This is a genomic window from Variovorax sp. JS1663, assembly GCF_002157355.1.
GTDB lineage: Bacteria > Pseudomonadota > Gammaproteobacteria > Burkholderiales > Burkholderiaceae_C > Variovorax.
Genome location: NZ_LYMK01000016.1, coordinates 113,283 through 133,239 on the forward strand (window position 1 = coordinate 113,283; position 19,957 = coordinate 133,239).

Annotated in this window: 22 protein-coding genes; all 22 read left to right on the forward strand. The window is 66.7% G+C overall.

The features are described 5' to 3' along the window. Positions 1-322: 322 nt before the first annotated feature. Positions 323-895 (forward strand): terminase small subunit, encoded by a 573-nt coding sequence (locus A8M77_RS15645; protein ID WP_086922428.1) that lies wholly within the window; start codon positions 323-325, stop codon positions 893-895. Beyond that, positions 861-2,450: a terminase large subunit domain-containing protein gene (locus A8M77_RS15650; RefSeq protein WP_158100938.1), complete on the forward strand. Its 1,590-nt coding sequence runs from the start codon at positions 861-863 to the stop codon at positions 2,448-2,450. The genes A8M77_RS15645 and A8M77_RS15650 overlap by 35 nt, the downstream gene beginning before the upstream one ends. Then, positions 2,435-2,647 (forward strand): hypothetical protein, encoded by a 213-nt coding sequence (locus A8M77_RS15655; RefSeq protein WP_086922430.1) that lies wholly within the window; start codon positions 2,435-2,437, stop codon positions 2,645-2,647. The genes A8M77_RS15650 and A8M77_RS15655 overlap by 16 nt, the downstream gene beginning before the upstream one ends. Then, positions 2,648-4,849, forward strand: coding sequence for a portal protein (locus A8M77_RS15660; protein WP_086922431.1), 2,202 nt, complete (start codon positions 2,648-2,650; stop codon positions 4,847-4,849). A 10-nt stretch (positions 4,850-4,859) separates the two neighbouring features. Next, the gene (locus tag A8M77_RS15665) at positions 4,860-5,264 is read left to right on the forward strand and encodes a hypothetical protein (protein ID WP_086922432.1); all 405 of its coding nucleotides are present in this window, start codon (positions 4,860-4,862) and stop codon (positions 5,262-5,264) included. A 9-nt stretch (positions 5,265-5,273) separates the two neighbouring features. Continuing rightward, positions 5,274-6,656 (forward strand): hypothetical protein, encoded by a 1,383-nt coding sequence (locus A8M77_RS15670; protein WP_143694624.1) that lies wholly within the window; start codon positions 5,274-5,276, stop codon positions 6,654-6,656. 118 nt (positions 6,657-6,774) lie between these two features. Beyond that, entirely contained in the window at positions 6,775-7,449 is a 675-nt protein-coding gene (locus A8M77_RS15675; protein ID WP_086922434.1) for a hypothetical protein, read from the forward strand. Between the two features lie 11 nt (positions 7,450-7,460). After that, positions 7,461-8,606, forward strand: a complete 1,146-nt coding sequence (locus tag A8M77_RS15680) for a phage capsid family protein (protein ID WP_086922435.1) — start codon at positions 7,461-7,463, stop codon at positions 8,604-8,606. Between the two features lie 12 nt (positions 8,607-8,618). Continuing rightward, entirely contained in the window at positions 8,619-9,059 is a 441-nt protein-coding gene (locus A8M77_RS15685; protein ID WP_086922436.1) for a hypothetical protein, read from the forward strand. A 36-nt stretch (positions 9,060-9,095) separates the two neighbouring features. Beyond that, positions 9,096-9,386, forward strand: coding sequence for a hypothetical protein (locus tag A8M77_RS15690; RefSeq protein WP_086922437.1), 291 nt, complete (start codon positions 9,096-9,098; stop codon positions 9,384-9,386). 6 nt (positions 9,387-9,392) lie between these two features. After that, entirely contained in the window at positions 9,393-9,722 is a 330-nt protein-coding gene (locus A8M77_RS15695; RefSeq protein WP_086922438.1) for a hypothetical protein, read from the forward strand. Beyond that, a complete protein-coding gene (locus A8M77_RS15700; RefSeq protein WP_086922439.1) occupies positions 9,722-10,072 on the forward strand; it encodes a hypothetical protein in 351 nt (116 codons plus the stop codon). The genes A8M77_RS15695 and A8M77_RS15700 overlap by 1 nt, the downstream gene beginning before the upstream one ends. A gap of 20 nt (positions 10,073-10,092) precedes the next feature. Continuing rightward, positions 10,093-11,505 carry a hypothetical protein gene (locus A8M77_RS15705; protein ID WP_143694625.1) on the forward strand — a complete coding sequence of 471 codons (1,413 nt, stop codon included), beginning with the start codon at positions 10,093-10,095 and terminating at the stop codon, positions 11,503-11,505. Continuing rightward, on the forward strand, positions 11,502-11,867 hold the full coding sequence (locus A8M77_RS15710) for a hypothetical protein (RefSeq protein WP_086922441.1): 366 nt from the start codon (positions 11,502-11,504) through the stop codon (positions 11,865-11,867). Before A8M77_RS15705 ends, A8M77_RS15710 begins: the two co-directional genes overlap by 4 nt. Positions 11,868-11,869: 2 nt before the next feature. Next, on the forward strand, positions 11,870-12,406 hold the full coding sequence (locus A8M77_RS15715; RefSeq protein ID WP_086922442.1) for a hypothetical protein: 537 nt from the start codon (positions 11,870-11,872) through the stop codon (positions 12,404-12,406). Further along, entirely contained in the window at positions 12,403-13,761 is a 1,359-nt protein-coding gene (locus tag A8M77_RS15720; protein ID WP_143694626.1) for a hypothetical protein, read from the forward strand. The genes A8M77_RS15715 and A8M77_RS15720 overlap by 4 nt, the downstream gene beginning before the upstream one ends. Before the next feature lie 154 nt (positions 13,762-13,915). Further along, positions 13,916-15,034, forward strand: a complete 1,119-nt coding sequence (locus A8M77_RS15725) for a hypothetical protein (RefSeq protein WP_158100939.1) — start codon at positions 13,916-13,918, stop codon at positions 15,032-15,034. Beyond that, a complete protein-coding gene (locus A8M77_RS15730; protein WP_086922445.1) occupies positions 15,031-17,532 on the forward strand; it encodes a lytic transglycosylase domain-containing protein in 2,502 nt (833 codons plus the stop codon). The genes A8M77_RS15725 and A8M77_RS15730 overlap by 4 nt, the downstream gene beginning before the upstream one ends. A 149-nt stretch (positions 17,533-17,681) precedes the next feature. Then, positions 17,682-19,025 (forward strand): hypothetical protein, encoded by a 1,344-nt coding sequence (locus tag A8M77_RS15735; protein WP_086922446.1) that lies wholly within the window; start codon positions 17,682-17,684, stop codon positions 19,023-19,025. After that, positions 19,025-19,447: a hypothetical protein gene (locus A8M77_RS15740; protein ID WP_086922447.1), complete on the forward strand. Its 423-nt coding sequence runs from the start codon at positions 19,025-19,027 to the stop codon at positions 19,445-19,447. Before A8M77_RS15735 ends, A8M77_RS15740 begins: the two co-directional genes overlap by 1 nt. Continuing rightward, the gene (locus A8M77_RS15745; RefSeq protein ID WP_086922448.1) at positions 19,444-19,782 is read left to right on the forward strand and encodes a hypothetical protein; all 339 of its coding nucleotides are present in this window, start codon (positions 19,444-19,446) and stop codon (positions 19,780-19,782) included. Before A8M77_RS15740 ends, A8M77_RS15745 begins: the two co-directional genes overlap by 4 nt. Further along, positions 19,775-19,957 (forward strand): hypothetical protein (locus A8M77_RS15750; protein ID WP_143694629.1); only part of this gene is annotated, 183 nt, incomplete at its 3' end. The genes A8M77_RS15745 and A8M77_RS15750, both read left to right, overlap by 8 nt.

The following is a 19,957-nucleotide window of genomic DNA, read 5'->3' on the forward strand; positions in this document are numbered from 1 at the left end:
TGCCGATGGTTGTGTGAGAACTCCCATCGTATCTGCGAGGTGCGGCGAACCACCCAATGGGGACTCACGCTCGAACTGCCGGTTTGACCCGGCACGCTGGTTCTGGTGCTTGAACTCGGCCGGCGTTGTGACACGTGGGGGAAGAGCCCGCGAATCAACACCACCCGGCGACAGGCACCAGCCTCGCGTGTCGGCGCGGCGGGTAAACCGCGCCCAGTTTCCAGCCATCCGCACTCGATGGAGCGAGGCGAGAGTGAGAACCGCACAGGCCCAGCGCGCCGGACGCGCGTTAGTCGGATGGGCCGATAGGGAGGAGGTCGCAATGGCCCTGACGAAGAAACAACAGCGGTTCGTGGCCGAGTACCTGATTGACCTGAACGGCAAGCAAGCGGCCATTCGTGCCGGGTATACCGTAAGGCGAGCGGAAGTAACGGCCTCGGAACTGCTCTCACATCGTAAGGTTTCGGAAGCAGTCGCCGAATTGATGGCGAAGCGCGAAAAGCGCACGGAGATCTCGCAGGATCGGGTTTTACAGGAGCTTGCGCGCATCGCCTTCTTCGACCCGCGCAAGCTGCTTGGTCCGGATGGCGCGCCGAAGCCGATCAACGAACTGGATGACGACACGGCGGCTGCGCTGGCCGGTCTGGATGTGACCGAGGAGTACGAAGGCTCGGGCGAGGATCGAGTGTTCGTCGGTTACACCAAGAAGTTCAAGATCGCCGACAAAAACACCGCGCTGACGAATGCCATGCGGCATCTCGGCATGCTGCGGGATCGTGTGGAGCACAGTGGCCCGGAAGGCGGGCCGATCGAATCGAAATCGACCGTCGATGTCTCGGGCCTGAGCGATGAGCAACTCCGTGCGCTCGCAAGCATTGCGGTTCACGGAAGCTGACGTCCTGGCTGCGCGGCGCGAGCTGGCGCGCCGCAGCCTGCCGGACTTCGCGTGCCTGGTTGACATCCCCACGGTGCCGATGACGGACGAGGCGGAAGAAGATCGCTTCAGCGTGATGCGGCTCGACACCCTGGCCGCGCACCATCTGCTCTTGCTGCGGGACCTGCAGGGCGTCGAGAACGGGACGATCCCGAACCTGATGGTGCTGATGCCGCCGGGCTCGGCGAAGAGCACCTACAGCGACGTCGTGTTCGTGCCGTGGTTCATGGCGCGCAAGCCGCGCCGCAACGTGATTCTGGCCAGCTACGCGAGCGAGATCGCGGAGAAGCAGGGCCGCCGGGCGCGGCAGCTGATCAACTCGCGATCGTTCGCGAACCTGATGGAGATGGGTCTGCGGTCCGACAACCGGGCCGTGCACCAGTGGACGCTGTCGAACGGCTCGGAGTTCATGGCCGGCGGCCTGCTGTCCGGGCTGACCGGCAACCGCGGTGCGCTGGGGATCATCGACGACCCGATGAAGGGCCGCAAAGAGGCCGAGTCGGAGGTGATCCGCAACAGCACCTGGGACGCCTACACGGACGACTTCTGCTCGCGGCTGATCCCCGGCGCCCCCCAGGTGATGATTCTTACGCGCTGGCACGAGGACGACCTGGCCGGCCGGATCCTGCCCGAAGGCTGGGATGGCGAGTCGGGATGGTTCGATGGGCGCGATGGGCGCCGATGGAAAGTGCTGTGCCTGCCTGCGATCGCAGACCGCAAGGACGACCCGCTCGGGCGAAAGCTGGGAGAGACGCTGTGGCCGGAGTGGTTCAGCCTAGAGCACTGGGAGCCGTTCAAGAGGAACCCGCGCACCTGGTCGAGCCTGTACCAGCAGAAACCGACGGCGCAGGAAGGAACGTTCTTCAAGCGCGAGTGGTTCAGACGCTTCCGGCCCGGCAGCGAGCCGAAGCACCTGAACAAGTACATGACCAGCGACCACGCGCCGGCGGGCGGCGAAGGCAACGACTACTCGGGCGCGCGCATCTGGGGCGTGGATCACCTGGGGGACCTGTACCTGCTCGACGGCTTCTGCGAACAGGTGACGATGGATGTGTTGGCCGACCGCGTGGTGGGCAACAAGGCCGAGAAAAAGGTCGGGCTGATCCAGAAGCACAGGCCGATCGCCTGGTTTCCGGAGGCCGACAACAACTGGAAGTCGGTGGCGGGCTTCGTCACTCGCATGATGCGCGAGCAGCAGACCTTCTGTCGTGTGGAGCCGATCAGCCCGCACGGCAACGACAAGCCCACCAAGGCGCAGCCTTTTCAGGGCATGGCGTCGATGGGGCGCGTGTGGATCCCGGAGGGCCCCGAGGGCGACCGGATTCTGGACCAGTACGTGAAGTTTCCGGCCGGTGCCAATGACGACGAGGTCGATATGGCATCGCTGATCGGGCGGGCCATCGCGGACGCGCACCCGGCAGTGCTGCCGCCGCAGGAAGTCAAGCGGTTCGTGGACCGTTGGGACGAAGTGTTCAACAAGGAAGACGACGGGGAGGGCACATGGAAAACCAGCTGACCGACCCGACGTATGCCGAGCGCGTGAAGCGCATGCACCCGCAGCAGCGCGCGGCGCTGCTTCGCAACTTCGATGCGCTGGTGGCTGATGCCCCGCGCTGGGAAGCCCTGAGCGCGGAGATGCGCGCGACCCTCACAGGGATGGCTGATCAGGTGCGCCAGGCGCACGGCGGCGCTGTCCTGATCCCGGAGAACTGAATGGCGATGCTCGCGATGGAACGGCTGATGGGAGAGTCGGCCGGGGCGGAGGTGCGCGCGCCGGAAGCTGAGCCCAACGATTACAGCGACCACCTGTCAAAGCTGGTCGGCTATTTTGAGGAAGCGGAAGACACTGGACGCGAGGCCCGGCTGAGGTCGGAAAGGTGTCGCGATTATTACAATAACAACCAGCTGTCCGCTCAGGAAATCGCGATCCTGAAGAAGCGCGGGCAGCCGCCGATCTACGTCAACTACATCCAACGCAAGGTTGACACGATCTGCGGCATCGAGCGCCGCTCGCGCACCGATCCGAAGGCCTTCCCGCGCAACCCGGACGACGAGGACACGAGCAACGCAGCGACCGACGCGCTGCGCTATGTGGCCGATCAGAACAAGTTCAACGCGGTGCGCTCGGAGGTCTACAACGACATCCTGGTCGAAGGCTATGGCGGTGCGGACGTGGTCGTCGAGGAGATGCCCAACGGCGACCAGATGATCAAGGTCAAGCGGGTGCCGTGGGACCGCCTGGTGATCGACCCGCACTCGCGCCAGCTCGACTTCAGCGACGCCAACTACAAGGGCATCGTGATCTGGATGGACGCGGAGGAAGCGCGGCGCAAGTGGCCGAACTACGCCGACTCCATCAACGACACGCTGTCGAGCACGTCCGCTTCGGAGACCTTCGACGACCGACCCAAGTACGGGACCTGGTGCGACAACCGCCGCACCCGCGTGCGCGTGGTGCAGATGCACTACCGCGAGGGTGATGATTGGTTCCTGTGCACGTACACGAAGTGCGGCTACCTGGAGCCACCGGAGAAGTCGCCGTATCTCGACAAGTTCGGCCGACCCACGTCGTCGCTCAAGATTCGCTCGGCCTACGTCAACCGCGAGAACGAGCGCTACGGCCACGTCGAGGGCCTGATCCCGCTGCAGGACGAGATCAACAAGCGCCGCAGCAAGTCGCTGCACCTGCTGAGCCAGCGGCAGACCTTCGGCAAGAAGTTGGCCCTGGCCGACACCGCCAAGGCCAAGGTGGAATTGGCGAAGCCTGACGGGCATGTCGAGTTGCAGGACGGGGCCAAGTTCGGCGAGGACTTCGGCGTCATCCCGACGGGCGACATGGCGAACGGCCAGATCGAGCTCATGCAGCAGGCCCTGGCCGAGATGAACGCCACGGGCGCGAACGCCGCGATGCAGGGCAAGGACGAACGTTCGCAGTCGGGTGTCGCGCTGCAGACGCGCATCCAGGCCGGCGCGGTGGAGCTGGAGCCCCTGGCCGACGGCCTGCGCGAGTGGACGCAGGAAGTCTTCGAGGCGATGTGGATGCGCGTGCGGCAGTTTTGGACCGCCGAGAAGTGGATCCGCGTCACCGACGACGACCGAAACGTGCGCTTCGTCGGCCTCAACAAGCAGGTCACGCTGGGCGACAAGCTCGCGCAGCTGGCGCCGCAAGAGCAGCAGGCCATGGTGCAGCAGCTCGGGCTGAGCGGCCCGTACGACCCGCGGCTGCGCGAGGTGGTGGACGTCGAGAACGATGTCAGCGGCCTGGACGTGGACATCGTCATCGAGGAAGGCCCCGACCTGGCGTCGCTGCAGTCCGAGCAGTTCGAGATCCTGGCGGGCCTGGCCAAGAACGGCGTGCCGATCCCGCCGAAGGCGCTCATCCAGGCCTCGGCCATCAAGCCGGACACCAAGCGCAGCATCCTTGAGGAGATGGAGAAGGGGCCGCAGATCCCGCCCGATATGCAGAAGCAGTTGGAGGAGTTGCAGCAGCGCGCGCAGCAGCTTGAGCAGGAGAACCAGCAGTTGAAGGGCGACCGCGAACTGGAGGCGCGCAAGCTCGACATCGAGGAAATGAAGGTGCTCGGCACCCAGCAGCCCCCGGCGCAGCCGCAGGGCCAGGAGCCCATGACGCCGAAGGACTTGGCCGACGTCGAGCTCAAGCACGCGCAGGCCGAGAAGGCGCGCGCCGATGCCGAAAAGGTGCGTATCGAGACGATAACGCAGGCCAACCAACTCGGCGAGCAGGGTATCAGCACCGAAACCGACGAGGCCACCGGCGCGCCCAAGCCGAGCGCGCTGGACACGATCGCCGCGGCGATGGCCGCGCAGGCCCAGGCGCTGGCCGAGCTGGCGCAGGCCCAGATGCGGCCGCGCACCGCGACGCTCAGCAACGGCAAGACCATCACCGTCCAGTAGGAACCCAAACATGGCGAACGCACTCTACGACCCGGGCCGCGAAGGCTTCCTAGACGGCTCGATCGACTGGGACACCGACGACATCCGCGTCATGCTGGTGCTCAGCACCTACACGTTCAGCGCGGCTCATAAGTTCCTGGCGGACCTGGGCGCGGTGGACAATGGCCGGAGCGCCGCGCTCGGCAGCAAGACGGTTACCAGCGGCGTAGCCGATGCCGCGGACACCACGCTCAACGCCACGGCGGCCAGCGCGAGCAAGGCCCTGGTGGTCTTCAAGCACACCGGCAGCGATGCCACTGCGCGCGTGATCGTCTACATCGACACGCCCACCAGCGGGTTGCCGTTCACGCCGTCGGCTGGCCAGGCCGTGCCGATCACCTGGGACAACGGCGCGAACAAGATCTTCAAGCTGTAAGGGCCGGCCGTGGCCGCCTCCGTAGCCAACGCAAGGAAGGCGAATACCTCCGGCGCAACCTCGACTACAACGTCGAGTTTCACGAGCACGTCGGGCAACACCATCTGGGTGGGGGTCTCAGATGCTTCCGGGCAAGGATCGCTGACGATCAGCGACAACAAGGGCAACACGTACACCCAGATCGGGACGACGCGGACCAGCGCGTCGGGTGCACAGATCCGGCGCTACCGGTGCGAAAACATCACGGGCGGCAGCGGCCACACGGTGACGGCGACATGGGGCAGCAGTTCGGATGCGACGGTGCATGTGCTGGAGCTGGCCGGCGTCGCTGCGGCCTCGCTCGATTCAGCCGCTTCGGCCCAGACCGACGACAACAACCCGCCTTGGACGGTGACCTCGGGCACGCTGGCGCAGGCGGACTCGATCGCCATCGCGATGACCGGCACCGCGTTCACTGGGACGTGGAGCGAGTCGAGCGGCTTCACGGTCCAGACGCAAGAGGGGAACAACAGCCTCTATTGGACGGGTTGCGCTGCGTCTCGCGTGGTCAGCGCTACCACGGCGCTCACGCCGTCGTTCACGATCTCGGGCGGCGGCTCGGATTGCGCTGTGGCGATCGACGTTTTCAAGGCCGCAGCGGCCGGATCGGGGATCACCGGCGCTGGGCAGATCGCGAGCGGGGAGGCGTCAGGAGCGCCCACCATCGCCGCGACGGTGGCGCCGGCAGGCATCGCGAGCGCTCAGGCGCTGGGCACGCCGGGCGTCGGGGCATCAATCGCCGCGATCGGCATCGCCAGCGCGGAAGCCCTGGGGACGCCGACAGTCGGCGCCGTCGTCGCGCCGGCAGGGGTTGCATCGGCGCAGGCTTTGGGCGCGCCAGCGGTGGGCGCTGCGATCACGGCGACTGGAATCGCTTCGGGCGAGGCGGTTGGCGCGCCGGTGGTGAACGGTGCGGGGATCTTCGCGGCAGGCATTCCGTCTGGTGAAGCCTTCGGGCAGCCATCCGTTGGAGCCGGGATCGCGGCCGCAGGTATCGGCTCAGGCGAGGCGCTCGGACAGCCTGCGGTGGGCTCCGGCACCCAGCCGACCAGTAGCGGGGGCGGCATTGACCCGCCCGCCTGGCAATACCGCAAGAGCAAGCGCAAGAAGCGCGAGCGGGATTGGCTGGACGGCCCGGAAGAAGACATCGAAGAGGTTGCGCCAGCGCCGCGCATGCCGGCGTCTCCGGTGCGCATCGCGGTTGAGGAAGCAGTCGCTGCGGCGCGCATGCGCTCGCTGCGCGCACAGGAAGTCATGTTGATCGAGCACGCCGAGCAGCGCGCCGCCGCAGCGCGGGCGCTGGCCGAGCTTGAGGAAGAAGAGGAGTTGGCAGCCCTGCTGCTGTTGCTCTGATCAGATTACCGCCGGACGCGAGAGGCCACCTTCGGGTGGCCTTTTTCGTTTGGCCCTGCCGCCGAGGTTCGGGCGTGAGGCCGCCGCCGGGCGCATCGGGCGAAGAAGGAAAGTAAGCATGGAAGACGTTTTCAACGATCAGCCGCAGGAAGAGCAACTGCAGGGCAACCCGCAGGAGCAACAGCCCGCGAGCGGATCGACGGTCGAACCCCAGCCGGGGCAACCTGGTGAAGGTGGCGCGCCGACGGCGCCGGAGAACGAAAAGCATGTGCCCCTGGCAGCGCTGGAAGCTGAGCGCAAGGGGCGTCAGGACTGGAAGGAAAAGGCGATCCGCTACGAGGAAGAGCTGAAGGCGCTCCGCGCCCAGGGCCAGCCTCAACAGCAGCCGCAGCAACTGGACCCGATCCAGTTGGTTCAGCAGCAGCTGGTCAACGAGCGCTTCAACACGTCGGAGATGGTCGCGCGTAGCAAATACGCCGATCTCGACGCCGTCGTGGAAGAGTTCGCCCAGGCGGCTGAAAAGAACCCTGCGCTGCGCATGGCCCTGCAGCAGTCGGCGAACCCTTACGAGTACGCCTACCGCGAGGGCAAGCGCATCCAGATGCTGAAGGAGATTGGAGACGACCCCGCGGCTTACCGCGCGAAGGTCGAAGCCGAGATCCGCGCCCAGATCCAGCCCTCGACGCCCAGCACTCCGTTGCCGGCCTCACTCGCTGGCGCCAGGTCTACGGCGACGCGCTCCGCGCCGTCGTTCACAGGCCCGACGCCTCTCGGTTCAGTTTTTCCCAATTGAAGGAGCCATAAATGGCAGAAACCACGGCCCGCACGGGCCTCACGCCCCAGCAATGGGACGACAAGTTCTTCACCGAGTACGTACGGGCCAACCGGTTCAAGAAGTACATGGGGATGGACCCCTCCAACGTCATCCAGGTCAAGGAAGACCTGACCCGCAAGCCGGGCGATCGCGTGACCTTCGCGGCCGCGCGCTCTCTCGGCGGCGGCGTCACCGGCAACACCGTGCTGGAAGGCAACGAGACCGAGCTCGACACGCGCTCGCTGACCGTCGCCGTCTCGCCGCTGCGCAATGCGGTGGTGGTCACGGACTGGGATGACCAGAAATCCGCCATCGACCTGCGCGATGCGGCCCGCCCGGCGCTCAAGACCTGGTCGCTGGAGAAGATGCGCGAGGACTGCATCCGCGCGTTCAAGTCGGTGCCCAACGCCGCCGGCGACATGGTGTCGTGGGAAACCGCGACCGCTGCCGAGCGCAACGCCTGGCTGGTGGCCAACGCCGACCGCGTGCAGTTCGGCGCCTTGGTGGCCAACGGTTCGTCCGGCGTCGCAGCGACCGCCCTGGCGACGATCGACAACACGGCCGACAAGCTCTCGGCCGCCCTGGTGTCGCTCGCCAAGCGCCGGGCCCAGCAGGCCAAGCCGCGCATCACGCCGACGCGCACCAAGGAAGAGGACGAAGAGTGGTTCGTCTTGTTCTGCAACCCGCTGTCCTTCCGCGACTTCGCGCTGGACCCGGTGGTGGTGCAGGCCAACCGCGACGCACGTGTGCGTGGCGTCGAGACCAATCCGCTCTTCACCGGCGGCTCGCTGGTCTGGGATGGCGTGATCGTGCGCGAGATTCCGGAAATGGGTCTGCCGCTCGCGCCGTCGGCCACGTCCATCGGTCAGGTGGGCGGCATCCTGGCGGGCGCAGGCACCGCCGGCATCGACGTCGGCTTCAACTTCCTGTGCGGCGCGCAAGCGCTCGGTGTGGCCTGGGCCCAGCGCCTGAAGACCACCACGGATGTGCGCGACTACGGCTTCCGTCACGGCGCCGGCGTGCAGGAGATCCGCGGCATCGAGAAGCTGATGTTCGGCACCGGTGCGTCCGACCGCCAGAACCTCGTGCAACAGGGCGTCTTCACGCTCTTCACCGCGGCTGTCGCCGACGCCTAAGGAGCAAACGACATGGCAACTTTCAACGCAACCAAGGTGTCGAGCGCTGCGGCGCTCGCAGTGCCGGGCATCGGCGATGGCCAGGGCCCGAAGGTCATCTCGGCGACCTTCGCGGGGACTGCTGCGCTGGCCCTGAACGACGTCATCCAGTCGCCGGTGATCCAAAAGGGCTCGGTGATCCTGGACGTGATGATCTTGGTCAACGACCTCGATTCGAACGGCGCGCCGGCGATCACGCTGGACGTCGGCTACGGCGGGGACCCGGACTACTTCATCGCCGCGTCCACGGTGGGCCAGGCGGGCGGCGTGGCGCGCGCGAGCGCGCTCACCGCTGAGCCGCTGGTGCTCGCCGACAACGACACCATCGACGTGCTGGTGAAGGCCGGCCCGGCGACCGGTGTGGCCACGCCGCGCGTGACCATCACGGTCCTGTTCATGCCCCCGAACGCCTGATAGGAGCGGGCGGGGGCAACCCCGCCCGATTTGCCCATGCAGATCAAATTCATCGGCGTGCCCGGCGAAGAGCACGCATCCATCCGCCAGTACGGCTACGACTTCCCGATGGGCGAGTTCGTGGACGTGACCGACGAGCGCGCGGCCGCCAAGTTGGCGAACCATCCGCACTTCAGCGCGAAGGCCGAGTCGAGCGATCAGCCGCTACCGCCCCGCGAGGAACTGGTGGCCAAGGCCGCCGAGCTCGGCATCGAGTACGACAAGCGCCTGGGCGACAAGAAGCTCGCCGCGTTGATCCTCGAGAAGATGAGCGCCAACCTGGCGTAACCGCGCATGGCCACCCTGAACCAACTCGGCACGCGCGTCCTGCAGATGCTGGAGGTGCTGGCCGCCAACGAGGCCGCCGACCCGGCGGACCTGGCCGTGGTCGTCCAGAAGCTGAAGGCCGCGCACTACGCGTTCCGGGTTCAGGAGTTGGCCGCGTGGACGCTGAACGACATCCCCGACTTTGCCGAGGAGCCCTACGTGCTGATGGCAGCGTTCCTTGCCGCCGCAACCTTCTCGGTTGCGCCGAACGCAATGTGGCCGATGCAGGCCACCACCGAACTGCAACGCGCGGCGAACCTCCCCGCCGCTGACACCACCCCGGCGGAGTACTTCTGATGGACATCCGCGTCGCGCTCAACGGCACGAAGCGCCGCAACCTGGAGCTGTTCGCGCTCGACGAGGTGACGCTGAACGTGACGGTGTACGCCGCCGACGGCGACGCCGCACCCGTGGCCGTCACCAACCTGGTGATGCGCACGTGGCCGGACGACTTCACGGTGCCTGTAGGCCAGCAGTTCACGGTCCCGGACACCTGTCCCGGCCGCCGCTGCTACCGCCTGCAGGGTGACATTGCGGGCGTCGCCACCACGCTTGCCTACGGCGTCATGCGCATCCGCGGCGGCGAGAGCGAGCAACTCGGAGGCAACGACTACGGCTGGCGCTGGCCCTATGGGGGTTGGTGGTGAACCGCAACGCGACCGACAACATGAAGCCCATCAAGGGCTTCGTGGGCCCGGCCTACGTGGACCCGGCGCTCAAGGCGAGCAACCAGCGCTGTATCAATCTCCTGCTGGAGGTGTCGCAGAACGAGGAAAAGACGCCCATCAAGCACATCGGCGTGCCGGGCCTGCGCGATCTCGCGACCATCGGCACCGGGGCCACCAAGAACTACATCGAGGTCAACGGCGAACTGTATGGCGCCGTCGGCCTGAACTTCGGCCGGATCGAGTCGGACCTGGCGACCTTCACGCCGCTGGGTTCGTTCTCGGGCACCGGGCGCATCACCCTGGTGGACAACGGCCTGCAGGTGCTGGTGATCGATGGCTTGTCGGGCTTCGTCTACGACATCGCGGCCATGACCTGGACGCAGATCACCGATCCGGGCTTTGTGTACGGGGCCACGCAGGCCGACTTTCAAGACGGCTACGGCATCGTCGCGCTGCCGAATAGCCAGCAGTTCGGCATCAGCGGGCCCTACAACTTTCTGGCCTGGGACGCCATCGATTTCACGTCGGCCGAGGGCTTGCCCGACAACGTCTCGACGGTGGTGAGCAATCACCGCATCCTGCATGTGCTCGGCACCGGGACGCTTGAGCTCTTCTTCAACGGCGGCGATGCCACGTTCCCATTCGTGCGCATTGACGGCGCGTTCTACGAGGTGGGCTGCTCGGCGCCGTACTCGGCCGCGGTGGCTGATGATTCGGTTTTCTGGCTCGGCAACAACTCGGAAGGCGCCCTGGCCGTCTACCGCATGCAGGGGCAGACCCCGCAGCGGATCAGCACCGTGGCGCTGGAGCGCGAGCTCGCGCAGTACTCGCGCATCGATGATGCTTTCGCCGTCGGCCTGGACATCGGCCGGCACCCGATCTACATCCTGACCTTCCCGACGGAGGACAAGACGTGGTGCTACAACGCGCACTCCGGGTCGTGGCTGGAATGGTTGGAGTGGGTCGGCCCGAGCTTCCATCGCTACCGCCTGAACTGCCTGGCCAAGGCCTACGGCAAGATGCTGGTGGGCGACTATCGCGACGGCCGCATGTACGAGCTCACCTTCGACGAGCAGACCAATGGAGGCGATCCGATTCGCGCGCTGCGCACCACGCCGAACATTGGCAAGAACGGCCGGCGGTTGAAGCACCAGCGCCTGGAGATCCTGATGGAAACCGGCGTTGGTGCGCTGACGGGCCAGGGCTACGACCCGCATGTGTCGCTGCGCTGGTCCGACGACGGCGGGCGCACCTGGAGCAACGAAGTTTCGCGCCCGATCGGCAAGATGGGCGAGTACAAGACGCGCGTGGTCTACAACCGCCTGGGCCAGGCGATCGACCGCGTTTACGAGATGACGATCACCGACCCGGTGCAGCGCGCAATCCTGGGCGGCCTGCTGAGCGTGGCATGAAGCAACTCGAGCGCCCCCGCATCGGCCAGCCCATCGCGACGGTGGAGAAAGCCGGCGAAGGCCTGGTGGCCAAGGCCAATATGTGGCTGCAGCAGTACCTGCGCCAGGTCGGCCGTAACCCGGTGAACGCCATCACCACCCCGGCGGTTGGCGCCTCGCCCTTCGTTTTCGAGAACGCCGGGGACTTCGACGTCGATGCCGTGGTGAGCGGTGGCACGGTCTCGGCCGTGTCGATCAGCCGCGACGGCATCGCTTACTTCCCGCTGGCCAGCGCCACGGGCACCACCGTCCGGCTCAACCCGGGCGACTTCCTGCGCATCACTTACTCGGTGCTGCCGACCCTCACGCTCATCCCAAGGTGACCATGAAACCCATCAACATCTGGACCGCACGCTGTGGCCCCGACACGCGCGGAATGCTGGTGCTGCAGCCCTGCGGTGAGCTGGCCCGCATGACGCGCCGGCAGCGCATCGTGGCGTTGCAGAGCGCCATGGAGGAAGGTATCCAGCGCGGGGAACTGATCGACGTGATGAGCGAAGTCCGGATCGAACATCAGCACATCGACGGCGTCTACATCCGCACGATGCACCTGCCGGCTGGGAGAGCGATCGTCGGCAAGATCCACAAGCACAACCACTGCGCGATCCTGCAGCGCGGCCGCGTGACCGTTTTCACGGAGTGGGGACGCGAGGAATTGGAAGGCCCGCAGACCTTCACGTCACCCGCTGGTGTGAAGCGGGGCATCCTGGCACACACCGACACGGTGTGGACCACGATTCACGCGACCGATGAGACGGACCTGGACCGCATCGAAGAGCAGATGATCGCCAAGAGCTATGCCGACTTCGATGCTTTCGCCGAGGAGAACGAAGCCATGCTTACCAATCGGGTGCTGCAATGAGTTGGATCGCTCTTGGGGTTGGTGTTGCTGGCTCGCTGATCGGCGGGTCGATGCAGGCAGATGCTGCGAGCGACGCCGCGGCCGGGCAACAAGCCGCATCGCAGATGGCGAACCAGCTGCAGTTGGCGATGTACAACAACAACGTGGCTCTGCAGGCCCCCGCCATCAACACCGGCAACGCAGCGCGCGACCGGCTCTCCTTCCTGCTTGGCCTGTCGGGAACTGGCTTCAGCAATTCCACGCTGCCGCAGGTCAACCCGTCGAGCATCTACAGCGGCCCGTCCACTGCCTTTGCCACCTCGCAGCCCAGCACGATCTACGGCGGAGGGGGCGCGTACAGCAGCACTCAGCCGTTGAGCTACGACCAGCTGCGCGCGCAACTCCTGCCGCAGTTCACCAGCAGCGGTCGCGGTGCGAACGCACCCAAGTTCGATCCATCGACGCTTCCGATGCTGGACCGCGTGATGTACGAGCGCATGACCGACCCGAAGGAGCGCGCCGATTTCGAGGCGCGGCATCTCGGGACACCCACCAGCGTGCGAAGCGACCAAGGACCGAATCCAGGCCAGTACGACACCTTGCAATGGCAGACCTCGCCGAACATCGATTCGATCGACGAGACTGCTCTGGACGCCGCTATTCGCGAGCGGCTTCGCCAGCAGGAAGCGGACGCCGCAGCGCGCGAGGCTGCGGCACGAGCCGACCCGGCCTTCGGGAGCCTGGCGCAGCGGTTCCAGTTCGGCACGTACACGCCGGGCACGTTCAGTTTTACGAACGACGATTTCTACCGCGACCCCAGTTACGAGTTTCGTCTGCAGCAGGGCCAGAAGGCGCTCGATCGCGCCGGCTTGGCGGCGGGCCGATTCCTCTCGGGCCGCCAGTTGCAGGCAACGTCCGACTACAACCAGGACGCCGCCTCGCAGGAGTACCAGAACGCCTGGACGCGCGGCCTGAACACCTTCAACGTGAATGAGACGGGGCGGCGCAACGCGTTCGACACCAACGAGCAGAACCGCTTCAACGCCTACCAAGCCAACTTCAGCAACACGGTCAACCCGCTCTTGTCGCTGGCGGGCTCCGGCCAGGTGGGCGCGCAGTTTCTGGGCGGTGCCGGCGAGCGCACTGCGCAGATTGTCGGCAACAACACGACCGGCGCTGCAAACGCCACGGGTGCAGCCGGGATTGCCGGCGCCAATGCGATCAGCAGCGGCCTGACAGGCGCGGCGAACACCTACCAGCAGAACCAACTACTGAACCGTCTATTCACTGGCGGGAGTGTGAACAACAACCCCTCGGTGAATCCGCTTTGGGGCAGCGGCGGCTTCTTCTCGGGCAACCGCGGATCGGGGGACTGATATGGCGATCGATGCAAGCATCTACGGGCAGATTCAACAGCCTCAGCAGCCCAACATGCTGGCCAACCTGGCCGGCGTGTACCAGATCAAGGCGGCACAGTCGGCGCTCGACAAGGCCGATCGCGAGGAGCAGCGCCAGAACCGCCTGCTGGGCGTGCTGCAGTCGCCCGAGTTCCAAAGCGGCGATGCCGCCACGCGCGCAGGCCTTGCCTACAAGGCTGGCGATGTGGACGCCGCCAGCAAGATCACGACGGCCGCCGCCGCGGCCAACAAGGACACGCGCGAGGCCGAGAAATTCCAAGTCGAGACGGATTCGAAGAAGCTCGCTATGGCCATCGATCGCTTCCAGGCGACCGGCGGGACGCTTTTTCAGGCGTCTCAGAATCCGGACATGGCGCCGCAGCTGATCCAGGGGTTGGTGGACCAGAAGATCATGGACCCTGCCTATGCACAGAAGGTTCTGCAGCAGGCCTCCCAGCATCCGAATCCCGCGGCGTTCTGGGGCGCTGGCGCGCTCGCCACCGCAAAAGCGCTGGACCAGACGAAGCAGCGATTGGATCAAGCCGAGTTCGCGGAGCGGCAGCGAAGCAACCGGGCCAGCGAAGCAACTGCGGCTGGCAATCTCGCCGTCGGCCAAGGCAACCTGGCCGTGAACCAAGGCCGCCTCGCGCTCGAGCAGAACACCCCCAAGGGGCAGGTGGTCGAGACCGCCGACGGCCCCATGCTGGTGGATCAGCGCACCGGTGCCGCGCGCCCTGTGACGGCCGACGGTGAGCCCGTCGGGGCGAAGCCGAGCGAAGCCCAGAAGAAGGAGTTGATGTCGATCAACCAGCAGCGGTCGATCATCAACGGCGCCTTGGAGGCGGTGCAGAACACCCCCGACGCCTTCACCTTCAAGCGCGGCGTGGCCGGCAAGCTGCCCTTCGGCGAGTCGATCGCAGGCCGGATGGAGACGGACGCGCAGACGCAAGCCCGCTCCTACGTCTTCAACAACGTGTCCCGCGTCATCAACGAGCGCGCCGGTGCCGCGCAGTCCGCGCAGGAACTCGCGCGCCTCAACGGCTTCTTGCCGGCCGATACCGACAGCCCGAAGCAGATCCAGGACAAGCTGAAGGCCTTCAATCACTACCTGGACGACCTGGAGGCCGGCACCAAGGGCGCGCCGCGTGCGGCGCCCGGCGGCAGCGAACGCGCAGGCGCGAAGCAAGCGCAGGGCGGCCTTGATCCATCGGGGCTGGAGGCTGAAATGCGCCGCCGAGGGCTGCTGAAATGAACGATTACGCCGCTCTTTCTGACGCCGAATTGATGGCGGCTTATAAAAAGGCCAAGGATCCATTCGAATCGGCGCTTGCGGCTGAAGGCGTCACTGGGCGAGCGGCCGACTTCGTGAGGTCGATCTACCAGCAGGAGTCCGGCGGCGGGCGCAACACGAAGACCAGCAACGCGGGCGCGGTTGGCGGCATGCAGATCATCCCGACCACCTTTGCCGAAGTGGCCGACAGGGGTTGGAGCATCAACGACCCGCTGCAGAACGCCCGCGCCGGCATCCGCTATGCGTTGAAGGGCTTGGATGCCGCGGGCGGCGACCCTGCGTTGGCCGGCGCCTTCTACTACGGCGGCCCCGGAGGCCTGGAGAAAGCACGCCGAGGCGTCGCAGTGAGCGACCCGCGCAACCCGAGCGCACCGACGACGCTGCAGTACGGCCAGCAGGTGGCCGCCAGGCTGCCGAAGGAGCGGGGTCTGGTGCAGCGCGCTGTCGAAGCCGTCATTCCGAGCGCGCAGGCGGCCGAGCAGGAATCGCCGTTTTCCAAGATGAGCGATGCCGAGTTGATTGCGGCCTACGAGCAAGCTAGTTTGCCGCGCGTCGAGGTGCGGGGCACGCAGGCCGATGAGCCCGGTGTGGGCACGCGCGTGCTGCGCGCCGTCGGCAGCGCCTTGGGCCCTGGCCAAGTCGTGGCCGATGCGGTCACGGGCGGCCGGTTCTCGCGCGACATGGCTGCGGGCCTGGTGCGTGGTGCCGGCTCAATCGGTGCCACGATCGCGCGGCCCTTCGAATCGGCCGACGAGAACGCGCAGCGTCGGGCGGCGATGGACGCCACGCTGGCCGACGCAGGTGCCGACACGAGTTCGGCGGCCTACGGCGGCGGCAAGCTGGCGGCCGAGATCGCCGGCACCAGCGGCGTGGGCAGCGCCCTTGCCGCGCCAATCCGGGTGGCTGGGCGGCTTGCCCCGGCCGCGGCACCCGCAGCGAATCGGCTGGCCGCTGCCGTCGCTTCCGGCGGCATGTCTGTAGGGCAGGGCGGCGGTCCCGTCACCAACGCCCTGCTGCGCGTGGCCGGCGGCGCCGCGACGGGTGGCGCCTCGGCTGGGCTGGTCGATCCCAATAGCGCCGGCGCCGGCGCCGCGATCGGTGCGGTGCTGCCCCCGGCTGCGCAGGTCGTGGCGGCCGGAGGGCGGGCGATCGGCGGCATCGTGCGGCCCTTCACCGCCGGCGGGCAGGAGCGCATCGTTGGCGACGCGCTGCGGCGCTTCGCGAGCGACCCTGACGCCGCGCGCGGCGCGCTGGGCGCTGCCTCCGAGGTGGTGCCGGGCTCTGCGCCTACCGCGGTCACGGCGGCCGGCGACGACGGCTTGGCGGCCCTGAGCCGCGCAATGCAGAACGCGAGCCCGGAGTACGCCGCGAACCTGTCGGCGCGCCAGACGGCGCAGAACCAGGCGCGCACCGCGGCCCTGGAAGAGGTGGCCGGCAACACGGGCAAGATCGACATCGCCAAGCAGGCGCGCGACCAACTCACCGGGCCGATGCGCGAGCGCGTGCTGGCCGAGGCCGGCGCGGTGCCGGCAGACGACATCCTGCGGCAGATCGACCGGCAGATCGCCAACCCGAATAACGCGGGCCGGCTGTCGCAGCAGGCGCTGACGGAGTTCCGCAGCCGCATCGCCCAGTTCACCCAGGACGGTGCGATCGACGCGCGCGCCCTCTACGCGATCCGAAAGGACATCAACGATGTGCTGGGCGGCCGGCTGCAGGGCGAAGCGGGGAACATGCGCTATGCGTCCGGCCAGTTGACTGGCGTCAAGGGCATCATCGACGACGCGATCGACGCGGCCAGCCGACGCGCCACGGCCGGCGGCACCGAGGTCTCAACCGTGGTGCGGCCCGGCCAGGTCGGGCTCCAGACCGGCGGTGTCACCGGCGATGCCGCTCGGCCCACCTGGCGCGGCTACCTGGAGACCTATGCGCGCGAGAGCATTCCCATCAAGCAGATGGAGCAGCTCGACGAGATACTGAAGAGCGTGCAGACGGGCACGGTGGACGCGCAAGGCGGCGCCATCCTGTCGGCCGCTAAGCTCAACAACGTGCTGAAGAACCGCGGCGCGGACCTGGCCAAGGAGCTCAGCTCCGAGCAACTGGACATCCTGCGGCGCGTGCAGGCTGACCTGAACGCCACCCAGCTGGCCAACAACGCCGGGCGCGCGGTGGGCTCCAACACCGTGCAGAACCTCGCGCAGAACCAGCTGTTGAGCGGCGTGCTCGGCGCGCGACTGGGCGGCTCAACGCCCGTCACGTCAACCCTTGGCCGCGTGCTGCAGTTGCCGTACGGCACGGCCAATCGGCAGATCCAGGAGAAGTTAGGCCAGGCGCTGCTCGAGCCCGAGATGGCGGCGCGTCTGCTCACCGATCAGGGGCAGAACCCGCTGCTGCGCTTGGCGGGCGAGCCGGCGCTGCAGTTGGGCTACCGCGCGGCGCCGTTGTTGGCCGCTCAGTAGCCCTTGATGCCGCGCCAGATGCCGATCAGGAAGACCACCGCGAGGACCGCGAGGGCCTTCCAGAGCTTGAATTCGATGTAGTCCATCCCCGCAATTTTCCCTCAAGGGCCCGCTTCGGCGGGCCTTTTTCGTTTCCGAAGGACCCGCACATGACCAAAGTTGCGCTCGCGCCGTTTCCCGTCTTCTACGACGACGACGGCAACCCCCTGTCCGGCGGCAAGGTGTTCACCTACGACGCCGGCACGCTGGTCAATCGAGCGACGTATACCGACCGGAATGGCGGCACGCCCAATGCGAACCCGGTGATCCTGGATTCTGCCGGGCGCGCCGACATCTGGCTCGATCTCAACGTCCCCTACAAGATCATCGTCAAGAACGCGGACGAGTCGGTGGTGACGTCCGATGTGGACAACTTCTACGGCGGCGCGGACCCCGCGCAGCTCACGCTGGCGGGCATCGTGCCGGCCACCGGTGGCACCTACACGGGCCCGGTGAGCTTCGCGGGCGGAGCCACGTTCGATGGCACGCCGGCGCAAGACCTGGCGACGATCAACAGCCTGGGGCTTGCATCAGTCCACATCGACAATCTGTCGATCAACAGCGATTTCGCGATTGCGCAACGCGCGATGGGATCGTTCGCCGACGGCGTCTATGGCTTCGACCAGGTCGTCAACCTCTCTCAGACCGCAGCCACGACGCTGTCGCAACTCGCTCAGCCCACCGACGGCATCCCCTTCGCGATGCGCATCACGCAGTCGAATGCGGCCGCGCAACGCATCGGCTTTGCCCAGATCATCGAGGCGAAGAAGTGCTTGGCCTACCGCGGCAGCCAACTCGTGTTCGCGCCCAAGCTGAGATGTTCCATTGCGACGACTTTGCGCGTGGCGCTGGTGGCCTGGACCGGCACTCTTGATGCGCCCACGCGGGATGTCGTCAACAACTGGGCCAGTACGAGCTACACGGCCGGCAACTTCTTCGTCGCGAGCACACTGCCCATCGCGGTGGGCGCGGTAGCGCTCAGTGCCAACACCTGGACGGACGTGCCAGTGTCGAGCGTTTCGCCGGGTGGCGTGGTCGTGCCCTCGACCATGAACAACCTCTATCTGGTGGTCTGGAGCGACTCGACGCTTGCGCAGAACGTCACCCTCGACGCCTCGCTGCTGCGCGCGGGGAAGGGCACTGAGATCCCGCTGTGGACTCCGCCGGACCCAGCCACCGAGTTCGCGAAGTGCGAACGGTATTTCGAGGTCGGGACGGTGCGCGAAGATGGATACGGCCAAGGCGGGCAGACCATGGTCACTTCCTGTCGTTACCGGACGGCGAAACGCGCGAACCCGACGGTTGCATTCCAGAACACGATCAGCACCGGCCTCTCGGCCAACACCGTGAACAGCAACGGCATCGACAGTTGCCTTCAGGTTCTCACTCTCTCTGGCGCTGTGTTCCTGACATTTTCCGGCGCCAACAACTGGCAGTCCAGTGCGGAGCTGTGATGTACACCCGCTACCCCACGCACGTGCTGCGGGATGACGGGGCGTGCATTCCGCTGGCCGAGGAGAACGCGGACTACCGGGCCTTCCTGGCTTGGGTGGTCGATGGCAACACGCCCACGCTGCCGCCGCAGCCCACGCACGCGCAACTGTGGGAGCGCGCAATCACTGAGATGCGGGCGTTGCGCCAGCCCATCCTCGACGTGCTCGACGGCCTGCAGGCCTCGGCCAACACGCTCGGGCTGAGCGAGCGTGCCGCGGTGATCGAGACCGCGAAGCAAGGCCTGCGCGACATCACAAAGCTGAACCTCACGGACTGCACCACCTACGCACAGATGCGCGCGAAGGTCGGCGCGGCTTACGCAGCGCTCGTCGCATCGCTCCCGGCCGACATCCGGCAATCGTTCAAGGAAGCCACCGCATGATCACACTCGCACTTCTCCTGCTCGCGTTGCCTTGGCTGCTCTGGGGCTGCTACGTCATCGTCATGCGCCTGAAGATGGTGCAGGCCGAAGGCAAGCTGACCACGGCGCAGAAAGTCTTCGGCTATCCCTACCTGGCCATCGGCCTGGTCTTCGATTTCTTCGCGAACGTGCTCTATGCCAGCGCCTTGTTCAAGGAGCGGCCGCACGAGTGGACGGTGTCCGCGCGCCTATGGCGATTGAGCAACGGTCCGCCGGGCTGGCGCAAGGACCGCGCAACGCTGCTGCGCGTTGAACTGCTCGATTCCATCGACCCGACGGGGTGCACCCATGGCTGAGCCGAGCGACATCAGCATGCCCGTCGCGAAGGCCACGGCTGCCATTGCCTCGGCCACCGGCGCCCAGATCGTCGATACGGGCGCGAGGACGCAAAGCATCTTCGCCGACCTGCTCGTGATCACCTGGCCGAACATCGCCAGCGCAGCGGCCGCGCTCTTCAGCATCGCGTGCTTG